This window comes from Streptomyces sp. NPDC087215, assembly GCF_044744885.1.
GTDB lineage: Bacteria > Actinomycetota > Actinomycetes > Streptomycetales > Streptomycetaceae > Streptomyces.
The window spans coordinates 85,412-103,864 of the sequence record NZ_JBIUZD010000017.1; the positions used below are offsets into that span (position 1 = coordinate 85,412).

The 18,453-nt window shown below is 73.4% G+C and carries 20 protein-coding genes; 15 read left to right on the plus strand and 5 right to left on the minus strand.

Going from position 1 to position 18,453, the window contains the following annotated elements:
* The first annotated feature begins 428 nt into the window (after window positions 1–428).
* The 3 genes from ACIO92_RS30200 to ACIO92_RS30210 all read left to right on the plus strand — a co-directional run bounded on the left by ACIO92_RS30200 (window position 429) and on the right by ACIO92_RS30210 (window position 2,900).
* Complete coding sequence (locus ACIO92_RS30200) at window positions 429–1,013, plus strand: TMEM165/GDT1 family protein (RefSeq protein ID WP_351788262.1); 585 nt, start codon at window positions 429–431, stop codon at window positions 1,011–1,013.
* A 191-nt stretch (window positions 1,014–1,204) separates the two neighbouring features.
* Window positions 1,205–2,500 (plus strand): M20 family metallopeptidase, encoded by a 1,296-nt coding sequence (locus tag ACIO92_RS30205; RefSeq protein ID WP_402283583.1) that lies wholly within the window; start codon window positions 1,205–1,207, stop codon window positions 2,498–2,500.
* 79 nt (window positions 2,501–2,579) lie between these two features.
* Window positions 2,580–2,900 (plus strand): cupin, encoded by a 321-nt coding sequence (locus tag ACIO92_RS30210; RefSeq protein WP_351788266.1) that lies wholly within the window; start codon window positions 2,580–2,582, stop codon window positions 2,898–2,900.
* Between the two features lie 5 nt (window positions 2,901–2,905).
* Here ACIO92_RS30210 and ACIO92_RS30215 read toward each other — a convergent pair whose 3' ends face one another.
* The 3 genes from ACIO92_RS30215 to ACIO92_RS30225 form a co-directional block, all read right to left on the minus strand.
* Complete coding sequence (locus tag ACIO92_RS30215; protein ID WP_402283581.1) at window positions 2,906–3,295, minus strand: hypothetical protein; 390 nt, start codon at window positions 3,293–3,295, stop codon at window positions 2,906–2,908.
* 90 nt (window positions 3,296–3,385) lie between these two features.
* On the minus strand, window positions 3,386–3,889 hold the full coding sequence (locus ACIO92_RS30220) for a tetratricopeptide repeat protein (protein ID WP_401240475.1): 504 nt from the start codon (window positions 3,887–3,889) through the stop codon (window positions 3,386–3,388).
* Window positions 3,890–3,893: 4 nt separating this feature from the next.
* Window positions 3,894–4,697: a GntR family transcriptional regulator gene (locus ACIO92_RS30225; protein ID WP_402060049.1), complete on the minus strand. Its 804-nt coding sequence runs from the start codon at window positions 4,695–4,697 to the stop codon at window positions 3,894–3,896.
* A 130-nt stretch (window positions 4,698–4,827) separates the two neighbouring features.
* Between ACIO92_RS30225 and ACIO92_RS30230 the strand changes: the two genes are divergently transcribed.
* The 5 genes from ACIO92_RS30230 (at window position 4,828) to ACIO92_RS30250 (ending at window position 10,654) form a co-directional block, all read left to right on the plus strand.
* Complete coding sequence (locus ACIO92_RS30230) at window positions 4,828–5,865, plus strand: ABC transporter ATP-binding protein (protein WP_401240470.1); 1,038 nt, start codon at window positions 4,828–4,830, stop codon at window positions 5,863–5,865.
* A 285-nt stretch (window positions 5,866–6,150) separates the two neighbouring features.
* On the plus strand, window positions 6,151–7,350 hold the full coding sequence (locus ACIO92_RS30235) for an ABC transporter substrate-binding protein (RefSeq protein ID WP_401240467.1): 1,200 nt from the start codon (window positions 6,151–6,153) through the stop codon (window positions 7,348–7,350).
* Between the two features lie 100 nt (window positions 7,351–7,450).
* The gene (locus ACIO92_RS30240) at window positions 7,451–8,305 is read left to right on the plus strand and encodes an ABC transporter permease (protein ID WP_366443648.1); all 855 of its coding nucleotides are present in this window, start codon (window positions 7,451–7,453) and stop codon (window positions 8,303–8,305) included.
* 22 nt (window positions 8,306–8,327) lie between these two features.
* Window positions 8,328–9,143: an ABC transporter permease gene (locus ACIO92_RS30245; RefSeq protein WP_401240464.1), complete on the plus strand. Its 816-nt coding sequence runs from the start codon at window positions 8,328–8,330 to the stop codon at window positions 9,141–9,143.
* Window positions 9,144–9,226: 83 nt separating this feature from the next.
* The gene (locus ACIO92_RS30250) at window positions 9,227–10,654 is read left to right on the plus strand and encodes a threonine/serine exporter ThrE family protein (RefSeq protein WP_402283577.1); all 1,428 of its coding nucleotides are present in this window, start codon (window positions 9,227–9,229) and stop codon (window positions 10,652–10,654) included.
* A gap of 10 nt (window positions 10,655–10,664) precedes the next feature.
* Here ACIO92_RS30250 and ACIO92_RS30255 read toward each other — a convergent pair whose 3' ends face one another.
* Window positions 10,665–12,023, minus strand: coding sequence for an Ig-like domain-containing protein (locus ACIO92_RS30255; RefSeq protein WP_402283575.1), 1,359 nt, complete (start codon window positions 12,021–12,023; stop codon window positions 10,665–10,667).
* Window positions 12,024–12,159: 136 nt separating this feature from the next.
* The gene (locus ACIO92_RS30260; RefSeq protein WP_366443644.1) at window positions 12,160–12,645 is read right to left on the minus strand and encodes an SRPBCC family protein; all 486 of its coding nucleotides are present in this window, start codon (window positions 12,643–12,645) and stop codon (window positions 12,160–12,162) included.
* A gap of 145 nt (window positions 12,646–12,790) precedes the next feature.
* Between ACIO92_RS30260 and ACIO92_RS30265 the strand changes: the two genes are divergently transcribed.
* The 7 genes from ACIO92_RS30265 to ACIO92_RS30295 all read left to right on the plus strand — a co-directional run bounded on the left by ACIO92_RS30265 (window position 12,791) and on the right by ACIO92_RS30295 (window position 18,411).
* Window positions 12,791–13,378 carry a PadR family transcriptional regulator gene (locus ACIO92_RS30265; protein ID WP_366443643.1) on the plus strand — a complete coding sequence of 196 codons (588 nt, stop codon included), beginning with the start codon at window positions 12,791–12,793 and terminating at the stop codon, window positions 13,376–13,378.
* A 168-nt stretch (window positions 13,379–13,546) separates the two neighbouring features.
* Window positions 13,547–13,996 carry a peroxiredoxin gene (locus ACIO92_RS30270; protein WP_366443642.1) on the plus strand — a complete coding sequence of 150 codons (450 nt, stop codon included), beginning with the start codon at window positions 13,547–13,549 and terminating at the stop codon, window positions 13,994–13,996.
* A gap of 123 nt (window positions 13,997–14,119) precedes the next feature.
* Window positions 14,120–14,518 (plus strand): SHOCT domain-containing protein, encoded by a 399-nt coding sequence (locus ACIO92_RS30275; RefSeq protein WP_366443641.1) that lies wholly within the window; start codon window positions 14,120–14,122, stop codon window positions 14,516–14,518.
* A gap of 47 nt (window positions 14,519–14,565) precedes the next feature.
* Window positions 14,566–15,624 (plus strand): hypothetical protein, encoded by a 1,059-nt coding sequence (locus ACIO92_RS30280; RefSeq protein WP_402283572.1) that lies wholly within the window; start codon window positions 14,566–14,568, stop codon window positions 15,622–15,624.
* A gap of 138 nt (window positions 15,625–15,762) precedes the next feature.
* Window positions 15,763–16,206 (plus strand): Rrf2 family transcriptional regulator, encoded by a 444-nt coding sequence (locus ACIO92_RS30285; protein ID WP_366443639.1) that lies wholly within the window; start codon window positions 15,763–15,765, stop codon window positions 16,204–16,206.
* Between the two features lie 84 nt (window positions 16,207–16,290).
* Window positions 16,291–17,472 carry a globin domain-containing protein gene (locus ACIO92_RS30290; RefSeq protein ID WP_402283569.1) on the plus strand — a complete coding sequence of 394 codons (1,182 nt, stop codon included), beginning with the start codon at window positions 16,291–16,293 and terminating at the stop codon, window positions 17,470–17,472.
* Window positions 17,473–17,619: 147 nt separating this feature from the next.
* Window positions 17,620–18,411 carry a rod shape-determining protein MreC gene (locus ACIO92_RS30295; protein WP_402283567.1) on the plus strand — a complete coding sequence of 264 codons (792 nt, stop codon included), beginning with the start codon at window positions 17,620–17,622 and terminating at the stop codon, window positions 18,409–18,411.
* Window positions 18,412–18,453: the final 42 nt, after the last annotated feature.

Consider the following 18,453-nt stretch of genomic DNA (forward strand, 5'->3'; position numbering starts at 1 on the left):
GCGTCCGGTCCCGGGTGGCGCGGGGTCCGGGCGTGTCCGCCGCCGGGGCGGGGCGGCGGGGAGTGCCGGGGCCTGTGGTCCGTCCGGCATGAGGTTCGTCCGGCCTGTGGTTCCGTCCGGCGTGTGGTTCGTCCGGCGCGGGTGGTGCCCGGGTGGGGCGGACACCGTCTCCTCACCCGTCCGGCTCAGTCGGCTACACTGGGCGCAGCGAAGGGGAGTAGCCCTGCGAACCGGCCGTCGACATACTGGAACCTCCGGGTTCCCGGTGACCGGGTCCGTGTGACACGGACGGGCGAGACCTTCGGCCAGGCATCAACCGCGTCCGCGCTTCCGTGGGCGTGGTCCGTCATGCCGGGCCGAGTGGTCCTCCCGTCGCCTTCTTGGTGCCGTGCCGGGCCCGGGGCCCGGACCGAGCAGAGAGCCCCGGTATGCACCTCGACCCCTTGGCGATCCTCACCGCCTTCGGGCTGATCTTCCTCGCCGAGCTTCCCGACAAGACCATGTTCGCGTCCCTCGCCATGGGCACGCGGATGCGTCCGCTGTACGTCTGGTTCGGCACCTCGACCGCCTTCCTCGCCCATGTCGCCATCGCCGTGGGCGCGGGCAGCCTGCTCGGGCTGCTGCCGGGCTGGTCGGTGAAGCTGGTCTCCGCCCTGCTGTTCGCCTTCGGCGCGTTCATGCTGCTGCGCGGCGGGGGCGACGACGACGAGAGCGAGGAGGGCGGCAAGACCGTCACCGGCTTCTGGCCCGTCTTCTCGACCGCCTTCATGGCCGTCTTCATCAGCGAGTGGGGTGACCTCACCCAGATCACCACCGCCAACCTGGCCGCCACGAACGGCACCTGGTCGACGGCGATCGGCTCCCTCGCCGCTCTGATGAGCGTCTCCGCGCTCGCCCTGGTCGCGGGCCGGTTCATCGCCAAGCGCGTACCGCTCAAGGTCGTGCAGCGGATCGGCGGCGTCTGCATGGCCGGTCTCGCGATCTGGTCCCTGGTGGAGGTCTTCACCGGCTGACCGGCCGCCCGGACAGGGCACGCCCCCGCGTCCGCGCGAACGGCGCACGCCCCGCCCTTCCCGGCGGGGCGTGCGCCGTTCGCGCTCCGGTGGGACCATGCCCGCACGGCCACCGTCCCCGGACGGCCGCCCGTCACCGCTCCGGCCGCCCCGGCGTCCGGCGACCACGTCCGGCGACCGGAGGAGTTCCCTTGGGCAGCGACCCGATCCATGACGAGCTGGACGAACGGGCGGCGGCCGTCGCGGAGCAGGTCGTGGCATGGCGCCGCCATCTGCACCGGCATCCGGAGCTGTCCAACCGCGAGGTGGACACCGCCCGCCTCGTCGCCGACCGGCTGCGCGCCCTGGACCTGGACGAGGTCCGTACGGGCATCGCGGGCCACGGGGTCGTCGGTGTGCTGCGCGGGGGCGTGCCCGGCGAGCGGGTCGTGGCGCTGCGCGCCGACACCGACGCCCTGCCGGTCCGGGACCTGTGCGGGGCGGAGTTCGCCTCCGAGGTGGTCGACACGGAGTACCCCGGCGGCCCCTTCCCGGTCTCCCACGCCTGCGGGCACGACTGCCACACGGCGGCGCTGCTGGGCGCCGCGACGGTCCTCGCGGGGGTCCGCGAGCGGCTGCCGGGCACCGTCCTGTTCGTCTTCCAGCCCGCCGAGGAGGGGCCTCCGGTCACCGAGGAGGGCGGGGCCCGCGCGATGGTGGAGGCGGGCGCGTTCGACGGTCCCGTGCCGACGATGGTGTTCGGGCTGCACGTGACCCCGTATCCGAAGGGGTACGTGGGGTACCGGATCGGGAACCAGTACGGCGCCTCGGTCCTCGTGCGGATCGTCGTCACCGGCCGGCAGACGCACGGCTCCACGCCGTGGGAGGGCGTCGATCCGATGCCCGCGGTCGGGGCGGTCCTGACGGGCATCGGCCAGCTCTACCGGCAGGTGTCGGCGTTCGATCCGGTCACGGTGTCGATCGGGCACGTCGAGGACGTCGGCCGCTTCAACATCGTCGGGCAGACGGTGACGCTGTGGGGCACGGTCCGCTGCGCCGTGGAGTCCGACATGGAGCGGGTGCGGCAGCGTCTGACGACGCTCGCGGAGCACTCGGCGGCGGCGTACGGGGCGACGGCCGAGGTGGCGTACCTCCAGCCGGTACCGCCCGTGCGCAACACCGGTCCGTGGGTGGCGGCCGGTCTTCCGACGTTCCGGCGGGTGGTCGGCGCGGAGCGGGTGGTGGAGACGCCGGGAACGCTGGGGTACGACGACGTGTCCGAGCTCGTGGGCCGGTTCGGCGGCCTGTACGTGATGCTCGGCGTCCAGGACACGGTGCTGGACGCGGCGGGCCGGCCGGTGCCGGAACCGGGCGGCCGGGGGCTCGCGACCAATCACAACCCGGGCTTCTACGCGGACGACGACACCCTGGTGACCGCTGTGCGGCTGCACGCGCACGTGGCCCACGACCATCTCGCGGGTGCCCTGCTCCCCCGGGACGACGGCTGAGTCCGGGCCTTCCCGAGTTGCGGCACCGTCGGCAGGCGGGAGGCTGGGGGCATCCGGCCGCGCACCCGCAGGGAGAGACATGATCCTGGACCTCGCCGCCCTCGCCGACGAGCACCTGAGCGCCGCCCGCACGGCGCCGCACGGACGCAGCGCCCGGGTGGTGCTGCACGACGGGGTGCTCCGGCAGACCGTCATCGCCCTCACCTCGGGCACCTCCCTGGACGAGCACAACGCACCGCCCGCCGCGAGCCTCCAGGTGCTGCGCGGCCGGGTGGACCTGACGGCGGCGGGGCGGGCCGAGGAACTGACGACGGGTGCGCTGCGGATGATCCCCAAGGAGCGGCACGGGCTCACCGCCCTGGAGGACGCGGTGGTGCTCCTGACGGCGGTGAACGACTGATCCGGTCACCCGGAAGGCGCGTCGGCCGGTTCCGGGGGCAGGCGGGCCCGGAACCGGCGGAGGAGTTCATGGGCTGCCGGGCTGTCGGCGTCGAAGGGCTGCCCCCGCAGCCCGGGAGGGACGTCCGGCCCCCGGAGGCGGGCGCCGTGGCAGCGGAAGCAGAAGGCGATCCCGAAGAGCGGGTCGGCGGGGCCGTGGGCCCTGATTCCCCAGCCGGGGACGAAGCACCGGTGCTGTTCTCCGGGCGGCAGGGCGGCGATCAGCTCCAGGGCCCGCCGTGCTTCGTGCTCCACCCGGATGTCGACGGTGTCGCCGGACAGGCCCTTCGGGGTGAGGTGTCCGGGGGCGGTCAACCGGACGACCTCGGTCTCGGTACGGGTGCGGGGCAGCAGCATGGGGTCATGTCCACCGTTCGCGGCCCCGGCGGCCAGGGGCGGCGCCCCGGGGCCCCTGGGCTCACCGAACCGGGAGCTGACGGGCCGGGCTCAGCCGAGCGCGTCGAGGTCCGCCGCGTAGTGCTCGATGGCCGGGCGGTACGCCCGTACCGACGGGTCCTCGCTGGTGGCGGCGAGCAGCCGGAGCAGCAGGGCCACCGCCTCGTGGTTCCGGCCGGTGTTGTAGTGGGCCATCGCGAGGAAGGCCCGCAGGGCGCCGTCGTCGGGGAACTCCTCGACGGCGCCGGACAGCAGCGTGACGGCGTCCTCGTACCGTCCGAGGACGCGGTAGGTGCTGCCGAGGCCGAGGAGCGCGCCCCGCCGGTCCTCGGGGGTGAGTCCGGTGCCCGTGAGGGAGCGTTCGTAGTACGGCACGGCCTCCGCCTCCAGGCCGAGGACGTCATGCGCCCAGGCCGTCTGGTAGGCGGTCTCGGCGTCGTCCGGGTGTGCGGCGGCGAGGGCGACGAGCCGCCTGCGGGCCTCCTCCTTCTCTCCCCGCCCGCGCAGCGCGACGGCCTCGGCCAGTCGCGCGTCCTTCTCGTCGTGGTCGCTCATGCCGTCATCCTCGCAGCTCGTGGCGGGTGCCCCGAGGGCGGCCCGCCAAGGCGAGGCGCAGCGCGATCAGCCGCCCCACCGACTCCCGTACAGATGTCTCGGCGAGCGTCCTGGCCCGCTCGTCGGCCTCGTCCCGCACGGCCGAGATCACGTCGCGGTGACGATCCGACAGACTCGCCAGATGCTCCGGGTCGTCGAGGACCAGACAGAGCAGTGCGCCCAGGTCGGTCTGGAGGGCGATCTCCTCACGGGTGAGGCGCGCGGACCGGGCGGCGGCGGCGAGTTCGACGTGGAAGCGCCCGAAGAGCCTGCCGCGGGTCGCCGGGTCCTCGGCGACGTCGAGTTCGTCCGCCATACGGACGAGGGGGCGCAGGTCGCCGGGTTGGGTGCGGCGCGCGGCGAGCAGTGCCGCGGCGCCGGAGACGGCGGCCCAGTGGTCGCCGAGGTCGTGCAGTTCCTCGGTGGACCAGTCGGCGAGGCGGGCGCGCAGCCGTTCCCGCGGCGGGTCGTCGGGCAGGGTGACGAAGCTGCCGCCGCCCCGGCCCCTGCGGGTGATGACGAGCCCCTGCTGCCGCAGGGCCATGAGGGCTTCGCGGAGGGTGACGGTGGAGACTCCGAGCTGTCCGGCGAGTTCGGTCTCGCCGGGGAGCTGCTCCCCGTCGGCGAGGAGTCCGAGTTCGATGGCGTCGCCGATGCGGCGGGCGACGGTGTCCACCCGCGCCCGGGTGTCGACGGGCGTGAAGACGGCCCTGCGGGCGGTGCCCGCCCCGGGTGCCCCGCCGTCGTCCGGCCTGCCGTCTGGTCTCACCGTTCACCACCTCGCGCGTCAAGCGTTGACTCAGGTTTCACCTTAAAGGGGTCTTGAGCCATGAACTATGGTTCCATATCTTTACGCTCACGCCCGATCGACACCCCATCGCACCAGAAAGGCTCTCCCCATGGACGGACCGGCGATCCGGCTGACGGGACTGCGCAAGACCTACGGGCGGGTGGAGGCCGTGGCGGGAGTGGAGCTGGAGATCGCCGACGGCGAGTTCTTCTCGATGCTCGGCCCCTCCGGTTCGGGGAAGACGACCGTGCTGCGGCTGATCGCCGGGTTCGAGACGCCGACCTCGGGCACGGTCGAACTGGCCGGACGTGACGTGACCCGGCTCGCCCCCTTCGAGCGGGACGTGCACACCGTCTTCCAGGACTACGCCCTCTTCCCGCACATGACGGTCGAGCAGAACGTCTCCTACAGCCTCAAGGTGCGCGGGGTGGCCCGTGCCGAACGTCTGGTGCGGGCCCGCGCCTCACTCGCCCGCGTCGGACTCGACGGGCTCGGACGGCGCAGACCGGCCGAGCTCTCCGGCGGGCAGCGCCAGCGCGTCGCCCTCGCCCGCGCGCTCGTCGCCCGGCCCCGGGTGCTGCTCCTCGACGAACCGCTGGGCGCGCTCGACCTCAAGCTCCGCGAGCGGATGCAGCTCGAACTGAAGGAGATCCAGCGCGAGGTCGGCATCACCTTCGTCTTCGTCACCCACGACCAGGAGGAGGCGCTGGCCCTGAGCGACCGTGTCGCCGTCCTCCACCAGGGCCGTGTCGAACAGGTCGCCGCACCCGCCGAGATCTACGAACGTCCCCGCACCCCCTTCGTCGCCGGGTTCGTCGGCACCTCCAACCTGCTGGTCGGCGACATCGCCCGGCGGCTCCTCGGGGCCTCGGGGACGTACAACATCCGGCCGGAGAAGATCCGCGTCCTCAGGAGCCCCGCAGAGCCTGCGGGATCCGGGCTGCTCACCGCCACCGGCACCGTCGCCGAGGTCGCCTATCTCGGCGCCACCACCCGCTTCCTGGTGGACATCGACGGTGGCGGACGGCTCACCGCCCTCCAGCAGAACGTGGAGACCTCCCCGGCCGACCTCACCGCCTACCGGGGCGCCCGGGTGGACCTGGGCTGGGACCCCCGCCACGCCGTGCGCGTACCGGACAGCGTCTAGGGCGGGCCCGCCCCTCGTCCCGCCCCCGTCCGGAGCCCGCCGCCCCTCGTCCCGCCCCCGTCCGGAGCGAGCCCGCCGCCCCTCGTCCCGTCCCCGTCCGGAGCCCGCCGCCCCCGTCCAGAACCGGCTCGTTCCAGCTCCTCCCCTCCTCCCGAACCGGCCCGCCCCGCCCCGCTCCTCCACTCCCCGGCCCGCCCTTCCCCGCCTGGGCAGGTCCGCTCCCACCCCTCCGCCGCCCTTCTCTCCCCCCACTCGCTCCCGTCCCCTCACTCAAGGGAGAACCACGTGCGCCCGCACCGTTCCCTGCTCGCCGCAGCCGCCGTCTCCGGGCTGCTCCTCCTCACGGCCTGCGGCTCGTCCGAACCGGGAGGCGCCACGAGCTCCGGCGGCCTCAACCCGCCCGATCTGAAGGCACCCGCGTCGCTCGGCGCGCCCGAGGGCCGGGTCGATCTGATCGCCTGGCCCGGCTACGTCGAGGACGGCTCCAACAACCCGAAGGTCGACTGGGTCACCCCCTTCGAGAAGCAGACCGGCTGCCAGGTCAACTCCCGTACGGCGGCCACCTCCGACGAGATGGTCGCGCTGATGAAGACCGGCGCGTACGACGCCGTCTCCGCCTCCGGCGACGCCTCCCTGCGGCTCATCGCGGCCGGTGACGCCGCCCCCGTGAACACCTCGCTCGTGCCGAACTACGCCGATGTCTTCGCCGGGCTCAAGAACAAGGAGTGGAACTCGGTCAAGGGCGTCCCCTACGGCATCCCGCACGGCCGGGGCGCCAACCTCCTCATGTACGACACCGAGAAGGTGAAGCCCGCCCCCGACTCCTGGTCCGCCGTCTTCGACCGGGCCTCCGCGCACAGCGGCAAGGTCACCGCCTACGACTCCCCCATCTATCTGGCCGACGCCGCCCTCTACCTGAAGTCGACCCGGCCGGAGCTGGGCATCGAGAATCCGTACGCCCTCGACCGGAAGCAGTTCGACGCCGCCGTGGCCCTGCTCAAGGAGCAGAACAAGCACATCGGCGAGTACTGGAGCGACTACCTCAAGGAGGTCTCCGCCTTCAAGAGCGGCGACTCCGTCGTCGGCACCAGCTGGCAGGTGATCGCCAACCTCACCCGGGCCGAGGGCGCCAAGGTCGAGGCCGTCGTGCCGAAGGAGGGCTCCACCGGCTGGTCCGACACCTGGATGGTCTCCGCGAAGGCCAAGCACCCGACGTGCGCCTACAAGTGGCTCGACTGGATCGTCTCGCCGAAGGCCAACGCCCAGGTCGCCGAGTACTTCGGAGAGGCCCCCGCCAACGCGAAGTCCTGCGCCGAGACCGCCGACAAGAACCACTGCACCGTCTTCCACGCCTCCGACGAGTCGTACTGGAAGCGGGTCCACTTCTGGACCACCCCGATCGAGCAGTGCCTCGACGGCCGGACGGACACCCGGTGCGTCCCGTACGCCGAGTGGGTGCGGGCCTGGACCGAGATCAAGGGCTGACCGTGCCGTGACCTCGTTCACCCCGCTCCCCCCGGGGCTCTCCCCCGAGCCCCCCGCCGAGACCCCCGGAGCCGCCCGCGCGGCCCGGGGGGCCGGTGCTGTGAGACGTCTCGCCGGCGCTCTGCACCGGCGGCCCCGGCTGCGGCTCGCGGCCCTGCTCACCGCCCCGCTGCTCTGGCTGGTCCTCGCCTACCTCGGCTCGCTCGCCGCCCTCTTCCTGTCCGCGTTCTGGACGACCGACAGCTTCACCTCCGAGGTCGTACGGAGCTGGACCACGCGGAACTTCGAGGAACTCGCCACCTCCCCCGTCCACCGCGCCGTCGCCCTGCGGACCGTCGGCGTCGCCCTCGGCGTCACCGCCCTCTGCGCCGTCCTCGCCTTTCCGCTCGCGTTCTACACCGCCCGCGTGGCGCACCCGCGCCGCCGCCCCCTGCTCGTGGTGGCCCTGCTCACCCCGCTCTGGGCGGGCTATCTGGTGAAGGTGTACGCATGGCGGCTGATCCTCTCCGAGGGCGGTCCGCTGGACTCGGTGCTGCGCCCCTTCGGCCTGTCCGGGCCGGGGTACGGCCTGACGGCGACCGTGCTCGTCCTGACGTACCTCTGGCTTCCGTACATGGTGCTCCCGCTCCACACGGCGCTCGTCCAGCTCCCGGCGAACGTGCTGGACGCCTCCGCCGATCTGGGGGCGCGGACCGGCAGGACATTCCTGTCGGTCGTCCTGCCCCTGGTGCGGCCCGCGCTCGCGGCCGGGTCCGTCTTCACCTTCTCGCTGAGCCTCGGCGACTACATCACGGTGCAGATCGTCGGCGGCAAGACCCAGCTGATCGGCAACGTCATCTCCTCCCACGTCACCCTGAACCTGCCCTTCGCGGCCGCGCTGGGCACCGTGCCGGTCGCCGTCATCGTCGTGTACCTGCTGGCGGTGCGCCGCTCCGGCGCGCTGCGCAGCCTGTGACCGGCCGGAAGGAACCCGACCGATGCATCTCTCCCGTCCCGCGCGGATCGCGCTGCGCACGGCCGCCGGGCTCGTCCTCGCGGGGATCTACCTGCCGCTGCTCCTCGTGCTGCTCGGCTCGTTCGACCCCGACCGGGCGGCGGGCTGGCCGCCGTCCGGGTTCACGCTCGACTGGTGGGCCGCCGCCTGGGAGAACGAGGGCGCGCGGGCCGCGCTGTGGACCTCGGTGCGGGCCGGGCTCGCGGCGACGGCGGTGGCACTGGTGCTCGGCACGCTCGCCGCCTTCGCGGTCCAGCGGTACGCGTTCTTCGGCCGCGAGGCGGTCTCCTTCGCGGTGGTGCTGCCGATCGCGCTGCCCGGCATCGTCACCGGCATCGCGCTCAACTCGGCCTTCGGCACGGTCCTCGAACCGCTCGGTGTGGGACTCGGGATGTTCACCGTCGTCGTGGGCCACGCGACCTTCTGCGTCGTGGTGGTCTTCAACAACGTGGCCGCCCGGCTGCGCGGACTGCCCGGCTCGCACGAGGAGGCGGCGGCGGACCTGGGCGCGCACACCTTCCGCGCCTTCCGGGACATCACGTTCCCGCAGCTCCGGTCGGCGCTGCTCGCGGGCGCGCTGCTGTCCTTCGCGCTGTCCTTCGACGAGATCGTGGTGACGACCTTCACGGCCGGTCCGGGGCTCCGGACGCTGCCGGTCTGGATCCTCGACAACATGACCCGCCCCCAGCAGGCCCCGGTGGTCAACGTGGTGGCGGCGGTCCTGATCGTCCTCTCGGTGCTGCCGATCTACGCGGCGCAGCGGCTCTCCTCCGACACCACGGGCGGCGGACGGGTCTGAGGCGGCCCCGACGGGCGGGTACGGGTGCGCGCCGCTGCGGGCGCCGCCGGGTACCCGGCGCTCCACACTGCTAATTTTCCACAATGCGCTCTTTGCCCCGTTTTGATGTGCGTGGCCTCGCCCGCAGGGCCGCCACCCTGCGGCTCCTGCGGCGCGGCGGCAACACCGTCACCGTGCCGGAGGCGGAGGACTCGGGACGGGAGCGGCTGCGGGACCTGGCCGCGATCCTGTGCGAGCTGGGCGCCGAACTGCTGCGGGCCGGGGAGCAGACCTCCGAGGTGGAGCGGCTGCTGGCCGACGTGGCGGCGCGGTACGGGATGCGGGTGCGGTCCTTCGTGGTCCCCACCGGTCTGTTCGTCCGGGTCGGCGGCGGGCCCGACGGCCGGGGCGGCGAACTGGACTTCGCGCCGGTGGAGGGCCCCGATCTGAGGCTGGACCAGGTGGAGGCGCTGCAGTCGCTGGTGGCACGGATGCGCGCCGAGGCGCTGCCGTTCCCCGAGGTGTCGCGCGGGCTGCGGGAACTGCGGGAGCGTCCCGAGCGGTTCAGCCCGGCGGCGACGGTCCTCGGCTATGTGCTGCTGACCGTGGGCCTGGGCTCGATGCGGCACGCGACCGTCCCTGCGGTCGTCGGATACGCGGTGCTCGGCGCGGGTGTCGGTCTGCTCCGGCTGTTCGGCGACCGGCTCCCGGCGGCCCGTACGGCGCTGCCGGTGGTCGCGGCGATCCTCGTCACGGCGGTGTCGCTGCGCTGGGCCGGTCCGCTGCTGCACGAGGCGCCCACCGTGCTGTACGTGCCGCCTCTGATCGCCTTCCTGCCGGGTGCCGCGCTGACGCTCGGCGCCATCGAACTCGCCACCGGGGCGGCCCTCTCCGGGATGGCCCGGCTGGCGGGTGCCGCGGGCGTGCTGTTCCTGCTGGCGCTCGGCATCCTGATCGGCACCGAACTCCTGCGCCCGCACCCCTCGTCCGGTCCCACGGCGCAGCCGCTGGGCGAATGGGCGCCGTGGGTGGGGGTGCTGCTGCTCGGCTTCGGCTTCCTGCTGTACTTCTCCGCGCCGCCCCGGGTGACGTTCTGGCTGCTCGGCGCCCTGCTCGTGGAACGGTTCGTGCAGTCGGCCGCCGCCGGGTTCGCCGGTACGGCCTTCGGCGCGTTCGCCGCCGGGATGCTGCTGCCGCCGATGGCCCGCTGGATCTCGCGCCGCTCGCACACCCCGGACCAGGTGGTCTTCCTGCCGTGCTTCTGGCTGATCGTGCCGGGTGCGGTCGGGCTCACGAGCGTGTCGGAGATCGTCGTGGAGGGTGACACCGGCGGCGGTCTGGACAGTCTCGTGACCACCGTGATCACCGTGGCGGCCATCGCCCTGGGCGTCCTGGTGGGCGCCGGGCTCCAGCGCCGTCCCCGTGTCAGTCTCGGCGAACCCGCCCCGGCCGCGGTCCCGCCCGCGGCCCCCTCACCGGAGTCGTCGCCGGACGCCCCGCCGGGAACACGGGAGCCGACGGCGGAACTCTGAGCGCGCCGGGTCACAGCGCGGGCCTGAGCACCACGGCGCCGCCCGTACGGGGTGCGGCGGCGGCCCGCTCGGGGGTGTCGGGGCCGAGGGCGCTGCCCCGCAGCCACGCGGACCAGCCGAGGTTCCAGTCGCCGAAGCCGTTGCCGAAGGGGGCCATCGGTGCCCCGTACCCGTTGACGACGCTCACCAGGTCACCCTCGCGGACGGTGTCGTACAGCCAGGCGGCGTCCCGCGTGCTCATGCCCGTACAACCGTGGCTGACGTCCTCGGTGCCCTGGGCGTCGAGCGACCAGGGTGCCGCGTGCAGGTACTCGCCGCTCCAGGTCACCCGGGTGGCCCAGCGCACCTTCAGATCGTAGGAGTCCCGGCTGCCGCGCGCGATGCCGATGGAGTCGCCGCGCATCCGGACCAGGGGTTCCTTGCCGAGGACGACCTTGGTGCCGCCCCGGGTGCGGTACCCGGCCCTGCCGGTGGTGACCGGCAGGGTGCGCAGCACCCGTCCGTCGCGGAGCACGGTCATCTCATGGGCGGCGACGTCGGTGACGGCCTCGATCCGGTCCCCGGTGGTGAAGGTGAGGGCACGTGACCGGCCGCCGTGGAGTCCGTCGGCGATCCTGACCCCTTCGAGACCGCTGCGGACCCGGACGGTGGTGCGCGCGGGCCAGTAGTGGCGGGGCCGGTAGTGCAGGGTGCGGGGGCCGACCCAGTACCAGGAGCCCTCGACCCGGGGCTCCGTCGCGACGACGAGGCCGCGCTCGACGGTCCTGCGGGCCTCGCCGTCGTCCTCGGGGACGGGGTGGCTGAGTTCGGCGGTGACCGGCTGCCCGACCCCGTACCTACCGCCGTCGTCCGGCCCGAAGGAGGCGGTGAGCCGCTCGCCCACAGGAGCTGGGACGGTACGGAAGTCCAGACGGGCGATCTGCCGCCGGGGGCCTTCGCCGCCGCCCTCGACGACGAGCCGGGCGGCGAAGCGGTTTCCGGCGGGCAGGGGCGCGGCGCTGGTCCACCGGCTGCCGTCCGGGCTCGGAGAGCCCGCGATCCGGCGGCCCCGCCGGTCCGTGACGGTGACGTCGGCGAGCGTTCCGGGGCTGCGCAGGGCGATTTCGACGGGGCCGTCCACCCGGCGGTCGACGGTGAACGGGCGCCCGGTGAGCATCGTGGTGCCACCGAGGAGGACGATGTGCCGGGGCGCGGAGCACCATCCGCCCGGGGCGACGCAGCCGTCGAGGGAGACGACGGCGCCCGGGGCCGGGGCCGCCGGGTCCGGCGTCTCGGGGCGGTCCGGGAACTGCGCGGCCGTCCCGAGGAGTACCGCTCCGGCCACGAGCGACACCGCGCCCCATCCCCGTACGTATCTGCGTGACGGCACGTCGGACACCTTCTCCTCCCGGACGGTGAGGCCGGCGGACGGCGCCGACCGCTGCATCACATCGGATGAGAGGAGGAAAGGATGATCAAGAGGTCGGGTGTGGCGGGCGAATCGTGGACGAGACGACTCGAATGGGTCAGCGGGGCGGCTCGGGAAGTTCCTCGCCGGTCTCCAGGAGGGACTTGAGGCTGGAGATCAGCGCGGGCCATCCTTCGCCGATCATCCCCTTCATCAGGCCGCCGTCCTCCAGGTCCCCGTGGGTGACCGTCAGTTTCACGGTGTCACCGGTGGGTTCGATGTCGAAGGTCACCCGTGATCTGCGCTCCTGGAGCAGCTTCCGGTGAACCTCCGGATCGAGCCGGACCGCCTGCGCCCAGCCGGGGGTGAAGGTGTGCCAGGTGTACGCGAGGCGGCGGCCGGGTTCGGCCGCGAGGACGAGCTGCTCGGGGTCGGCGGTCCGGCGTCCGGCCTCCTCCCAGACCATGGGGGCGCCGGGTGTCCACTCCGTCTCGAAGGCCACGCCCCAGTACCGGCGGGTGGACGCCGGGTCGGTGAGCGCCGTCCACAGCTCGTCCGGGGTGGTCCGGATGTAGGTGGTGTAGACGAACGTGTCGCTGTCCATCGCGCTGCCCCTCGGGTGTGCCGTCCCCTCTCCAAGCCTAGGCAGGCGGCGGACGGACGTGCCAGCGTAGAGCGTCCGTCCGGCCCCCGGCCGCGGGTCGATCGGGCACGGAGGGAACCCTTCAACGTACTGCTAGCGTGTCCGGATGTCGCTCAAGCACGCCGTCCTCGCAGCTCTCCTGGAGGGCGAGGCCTCCGGATACGATCTGGCCAAGATCTTCGACGTGTCCGTCGCCAACTTCTGGGCCGCCACCCCGCAGCAGCTGTACCGCGAGCTCGACCGGCTCGCGGAGGCCGGTCTGATCACGGCGCGCGTGGTGGAGCAGGAACGGCGCCCCAACAAGCGGATGTTCAGCCTCACCGAACCGGGACGGCGGGACCTGGCCGCCTACACCTCCACCCCGCCGCGCCCCAGCGCGGTCCGTGACGACCTGATGGTGCAGGTGCAGTCCTGCGACGAGGGCGACACGCAGGCCGTGCGGGCGTTCGTGGCCCGGCGCATGGAGACGGCACGGGAGAAGCTGGCCCGTTACGACCGGATGCGGGACCGGATGCTGGACGGCCGGGACGAGGAACGGTATCTGGACGAGGCCGAGCGGGTGGGTCCGTACCTCACGCTCATGCGCGGCCGGTACTTCGAGGAGGAGAACCTTCGGTGGGGCGAGCGGGTGCTCGCGGTCCTGGACCGGCGCGCCGCCACGACACGGGGCACGGTGACGGCGGGTCTGGGCTGACCGAGCACTCCGGCGGAGTCCGGGGCCCGTCCACGGGGCCGCCACGCGACGGCGTCCGCGACGGGGTGCGGGGTGCGGGGTGACGGTGGCTCCCGCCCTGGGGTAGCGTCACCGGTCGGCCACCGTCAGACGCCGGTGGCGGCTCGCACACGATCGGGGACGGCCGCTGTGAACGTCGGTGACCTGGTGGAGGACTTCACCCTTCCGGATGAGACGGGTACCCCCCGTTCCCTGACCGGACTGCTCGCCGAGGGGCCGGTCGTCCTCTTCTTCTATCCGGCGGCCATGACCCCGGGATGCACGGCCGAGGCCTGCCACTTCCGTGACCTCGCCGCCGAGTTCCGGGCCGCCGGGGCGCTGCCCGTCGGGATCAGCTCGGACGGCGTCGAACGGCAGCGGGAGTTCGCAGAGCGGCACTCGCTCGGGTATCCGCTGCTCTCCGACCCGGACGGAAGCGTGCGCGACCGGTTCGGCGTCACCCGCGGTTTCTCCCTCGCGCCGACGAAGCGGGTCACGTTCGTGATCGGCCGGGACCGGCGGGTGCGGGAGGTCGTGCGCAGCGAACTGCGCATGAGCGCGCACGCCGACCGCGCCCTGGCCGCTCTGCGCGCCTCCTGACGCGGCACGTCTTCCGGCGGTCCGCCACCGGAGCGGCCACGACGTGCGGGGGCGCCGTCGGCGGGTGAGACTCGGTTCAACGCGTGGCCCCTCCCGGCCGTCGCGGGAACGGAGCGTGCAGGAATGGACGACTACCCTCTCCTCAACCTGTTCTGGACCATGCTGTGGTTCTTCCTCTGGATCATGTGGCTGTTCCTGCTGTTCAAGGTGATCACGGACATCTTCCGGGACCACTCGCTCAACGGCTGGGCCAAGGCCGGCTGGCTGATCCTCTGCATCGTCCTGCCGTACCTCGGCGTGCTCGTCTACGTGATCGCCCGGGGCCGGAGCATGGGCGAGCGGGACGCCAAACAGGCCAAGGACTCCGAGGCCAGGTTCCAGGACTACATCCGCAAGACCGCGGGGACCCAGGGCGGCGCCCCCAGTCCCACCGACGAGCTGGCACGGCTCGCCGAGCTGAAGGACAAGGGCGCGATCACACCCGAGGAGTACGAGAAGGCGAAGGCCAAGGTCCTGGCCTGAGCACCTCCGGACGGCCCGGCAGGGCCCGGAAGGAAGCACACACGAAGGTGCGGAAGAGGGCGCGGGCGGCACCGGCCGCCGGGCTCGCGGGCTCCCTGCTCGGGGAGATCCGCGCACGGCCCGGCAGGCTCCCGGAGTCGCTCGCGTCCTTCGCGTTGCGCCATCTGGGCCCGGGGGCCGGAGCCACCGTCGACCGGCTCCGTGCCGCCCGCCCCGGGGCCGACGACGCGGCCCTGCGCGCCCTGGTCGTGGCCCGGGGGCGCCGCGCCGTGGCGGCGGAGGGGGCCTTCGTCGGCGGGCCCTTCCTGCTCTTCGTGCCGTTCGCCTTCTGCGGCGCCCTCCTCAGCCAGGCGCGCACGGTGCTGGAACTCGCCGCCGTCGAGGGGCGGGACCCCACGGACCCGGAACGGGCCGCGGAACTCCTCGTCCTGCAAGGGGTGTACGAGGACGTGCCGACCGCACGGACCTCGCTGGCCGCGATCCCGGAGAAGGACGGTCCGGGGGACGCGGAAGGCTCGGGCGCGGGCCGCGAGGCGGTGGAAACGGACCGCGAGGGGGTGGAAGGGGGCGCTGCCGCCGTACGCCGTGGCGCCGCCGGGCCGGGCCGGGTGGCGGTGCTCTTCGACCTGGTCATGCGGATGGCGCGGCTCCTCGGTCTGCTCACCCCCGACGCGTCCGGCGGACCGCTCGCCCGGCTCGGTCGCTGGGCGCTGGTCGGCGTGGTGTTCCTGACCGGTCTGGTCGCGCCGCTGGTCTGGCTGCCGTACATGGCCGTCGCGTATCTGCGGGCCACCCGTCGGCTCATGGACAGGGCCACCGTCTTCTACGTCGGTGACCGCGATCTGCGTGCCCCGCGCGGCCTCCGGATGGATCCGGCCGTCGCCGTGGCGGCCCTGCGCGCGGCCGGATCGCTGCTGCTGCCGCTGCTCGGACTGTTCCTGGTGGTCGTCTCGGACACCAGGATCGCCGACGGGCGCTGGCCGGTCGCCGGGATCGTCCTCACCGGCACGTGTCTGCTGACCGGGGGCTGGTGGCAGTGGCGACGGCTTCATCGGCGGCGCGGGGAACGGACGGCCCGACCGGACGGGAACACCAGGCGGACCTGACGAGGGGAACGGACGGGCCGACCTGACGAGAGGAACGGGCGGGCCGACCACGGCGGAGGGACGAGACACCTCCTGAGGCGGAGAGGCGAGACACCCCCTTAATACGTATCCTCCATGCCGCTTTGATACGGTCACGGCGTGAGGCTGACGAAGTTCACCGACCTGGCGCTGCGTGCCGTGATGCGCCTGGCGGTCACCGCTCCCGAGGAATCCGTCACCACCCGCGAGGTGGCGGACTCCATGGAGGTCCCCTACGCCCACATGGCCAAGGTGGTGACCCGGCTCCAGCACCTCGGCGTGATCGAGGCGCGACGCGGCAGGGGTGGCGGCCTGGCCCTCACCGAGCGCGGCAGGCACGCCTCGGTGGGCTGGCTGACCCGCACCCTGGAGGGCGAGGACGAGGTCGTCGCCTGCGAGGGCGACCCGCCGTGCCCGCTGCGCTCCGGGTGCAGACTGCGGGGCGCCCTGCGGCAGGCGCAGGAGGCGTTCTACCGGGTGCTCGACCCGGTGACGGTGGCGGAGCTGGTGGAATCCCCGACCGGCCCCCTGCTGCTCTCGCTCGGCCCGCGCCCCACCGACTGAATCCGCCCTTCCCGGGCGCCGCGTCCGGCGGCGCCTCACGCCCACTTTTAAATAGGTAGATCATCTACCAGATTTGGGGTCGTCATGCTGTCCGAGCAGGCCGTCCCGGTCGTCCGCGCCACGCTGCCCGCCGTCGGGGGCGCGCTCGACCAGATCACCGAGCGGTTCTACGGGCGCCTCTTCGCCGCCCACCCCGGGCTTCTCCGGGACCTGTTCAACCGGGGCAACCAGGCCAGCGGCAACCAGCGGAAGGCACTCGCCGGGTCGATAGCCGCGTTCGCCGTCGCGCTCCTGGACCACCCGGACACCCGGCCCGACGCCATGCTGTCCCGGATCGCCCACAAGCACGCCTCGCTCGGTGTCACGTCCGAGCAGTACGAGGTCGTGCACGAGCACCTCTTCGCCGCCATCGTGGAAGTCCTCGGCGAGGCGGTGACCCCGGAGGTCGCCCGCGCCTGGGACGAGGTGTACTGGCTGATGGCGAACGCCCTGATCGCCGTCGAGTCCCGGCTCTACCAGGAGGCGGGGGTCGCCGAGGGCGAGGTCTGGCACCCGATGGAGATCGCCGAACGGCACGAGGAGACGCCGGACACGGTCTCCTTCGTCCTGCGGCACCCCGACGGCACCCCCACGGCCGCCTTCCGGCCGGGCCAGTACGTGAGCGTCCAGGTCGCCCTGCCCGACGGCGCCCGGCAGATCCGCCAGTACAGCCTGTCCGCCGCTCCCGGCCACCCCCGGTGGCGGATCACGGTGAAGCGCGTCGACGGCGACCCGGCGGGCGAGGTCTCCTCCTGGCTGCACGCCCATGCCCGGACCGGGGACCTCGTGGACGTGTCCGCCCCGTTCGGCGACCTGGTCCTGCCCGAGGGCGACACCCCACTGCTACTGGCCTCGGCGGGCATCGGCAGCACCCCGATGCTGGCCATGCTCGACCACCTCGCGGCCGGCGGCTCGACCCGTCCCGTCGTGGTCGTCCACGCCGACCGCTCGCCCGAATCGCACGCACACGCCGTCGAACTGCGCCGCCTCGTGGACGCTCTGCCGCAGGGCACGCTCCACCTCTGGTACGAGGAGCCGGGCGACTCCGGCGCCCTGCCGGGGCGCGCGGACGTCACCGCGCTGGACCTGCCGACCGGCACGACCGCGTACCTCTGCGGCCCGCTCCCCTTCCTCCGGACGGTCCGCGCGGACCTCCTCGGGCTCGGCACGTCCGCCGCCGACATCCACTACGAGGTGTTCGGCCCCGACCTGTGGCTGGGCGCCTGAGCCCGAACCAGCCCTCCCCTGCGATCCCTTCAATCCCTTCGATCCACAAGCATCATGGCGCTTCCGCCACGGATACTGCATAGTGAGGCCCCATATCGGCCTCGTAATCAGCGGGTCCGCAAGGAACGGACGGAAGCGACGGAAGCGATGGGATCGTTCGGTTCAGCAGGCGGCGCCCTGGGCGCGAGGCGTCCGGTGCGCGGGATCGCCCTGGACATCGGCAGCGCCAGGACCCGCGCGTGGGCGCCGGGCGCGGGCGTCTTCGCCGACGTCCCGAGCGGTCCGGTCCGAGGCGGGCACACGACCGGACCCGGCTCCCGGCTCAGCCTGCTGCGCCGTCTCACCGCGACGGCTCCGGGCGACGAAGGGCACGACACCGTCGTCATGCTGACCCATCCCGTGCTCGCCGCCCCCGAGGAACGGGCGGCGGCCCGGCGTCTGGTGGACGCCCTGGGTCCGGCACGGGTCATCGCCGTGGACAGCGCGCGGGCCGCGGCGGCCTACGCGGCTCCGGCGGGCGGCGGCCCCCTCCTGGTCATCGACCTCGGCGCACGGCTGACCGAGGTGACGCTCGTCGTGGACGGTCTCGTCCAGGACGCACGGCTGGCCGAGGCGGGGGTGGACGACCTGCCGGTCCCGGGCGGCACGCCGACCGGGACGGCCCGGTCCACCGCGGACTCGGTGGCGGGTACGGCGGCGGACATGGTGAGCGATCTGTGGCGGCGGGACCGCACCGGCGCGGTCAGGGGCGCGCTGCGCCGGGGCGTCCTGGTGACCGGCGGCGGGGCTCTGTCCTTGGAGGTGACCGGACGTCTGGCGCACCTGCTGCGGGCCCGGCTCCGTCTCGCGAACGATCCGCAGACCAGCGTCGTCCGGGGCGCGGGGCTGATGCTGGCCTCCGCCCTGCGTCACCCGGTGGGGGCGCTCCCCCGCGCCTGACGGCCGTGGGCCGCGCCGACTGCCGGTCGCCCACCGTCCCGG

What these genes read in the sequence shown, in the direction of transcription:
- ACIO92_RS30215 (WP_402283581.1), bottom strand. Translation starts at nt 3,295, where the DNA reads ATGCTGCTGCCCCGCACCCGTACCGAGACCGAGGTCGTCCGGTTGACC.
- ACIO92_RS30250 (WP_402283577.1), top strand. Translation starts at nt 9,227, where the DNA reads ATGCGCTCTTTGCCCCGTTTTGATGTGCGTGGCCTCGCCCGCAGGGCC.
- ACIO92_RS30245 (WP_401240464.1), top strand. Translation starts at nt 8,328, where the DNA reads ATGCATCTCTCCCGTCCCGCGCGGATCGCGCTGCGCACGGCCGCCGGG.
- ACIO92_RS30230 (WP_401240470.1), top strand. Translation starts at nt 4,828, where the DNA reads ATGGACGGACCGGCGATCCGGCTGACGGGACTGCGCAAGACCTACGGG.
- ACIO92_RS30265 (WP_366443643.1), top strand. Translation starts at nt 12,791, where the DNA reads ATGTCGCTCAAGCACGCCGTCCTCGCAGCTCTCCTGGAGGGCGAGGCC.
- ACIO92_RS30200 (WP_351788262.1), top strand. Translation starts at nt 429, where the DNA reads ATGCACCTCGACCCCTTGGCGATCCTCACCGCCTTCGGGCTGATCTTC.
- ACIO92_RS30275 (WP_366443641.1), top strand. Translation starts at nt 14,120, where the DNA reads ATGGACGACTACCCTCTCCTCAACCTGTTCTGGACCATGCTGTGGTTC.
- ACIO92_RS30220 (WP_401240475.1), bottom strand. Translation starts at nt 3,889, where the DNA reads ATGAGCGACCACGACGAGAAGGACGCGCGACTGGCCGAGGCCGTCGCG.
- ACIO92_RS30210 (WP_351788266.1), top strand. Translation starts at nt 2,580, where the DNA reads ATGATCCTGGACCTCGCCGCCCTCGCCGACGAGCACCTGAGCGCCGCC.
- ACIO92_RS30295 (WP_402283567.1), top strand. Translation starts at nt 17,620, where the DNA reads ATGGGATCGTTCGGTTCAGCAGGCGGCGCCCTGGGCGCGAGGCGTCCG.
- ACIO92_RS30290 (WP_402283569.1), top strand. Translation starts at nt 16,291, where the DNA reads ATGCTGTCCGAGCAGGCCGTCCCGGTCGTCCGCGCCACGCTGCCCGCC.
- ACIO92_RS30260 (WP_366443644.1), bottom strand. Translation starts at nt 12,645, where the DNA reads ATGGACAGCGACACGTTCGTCTACACCACCTACATCCGGACCACCCCG.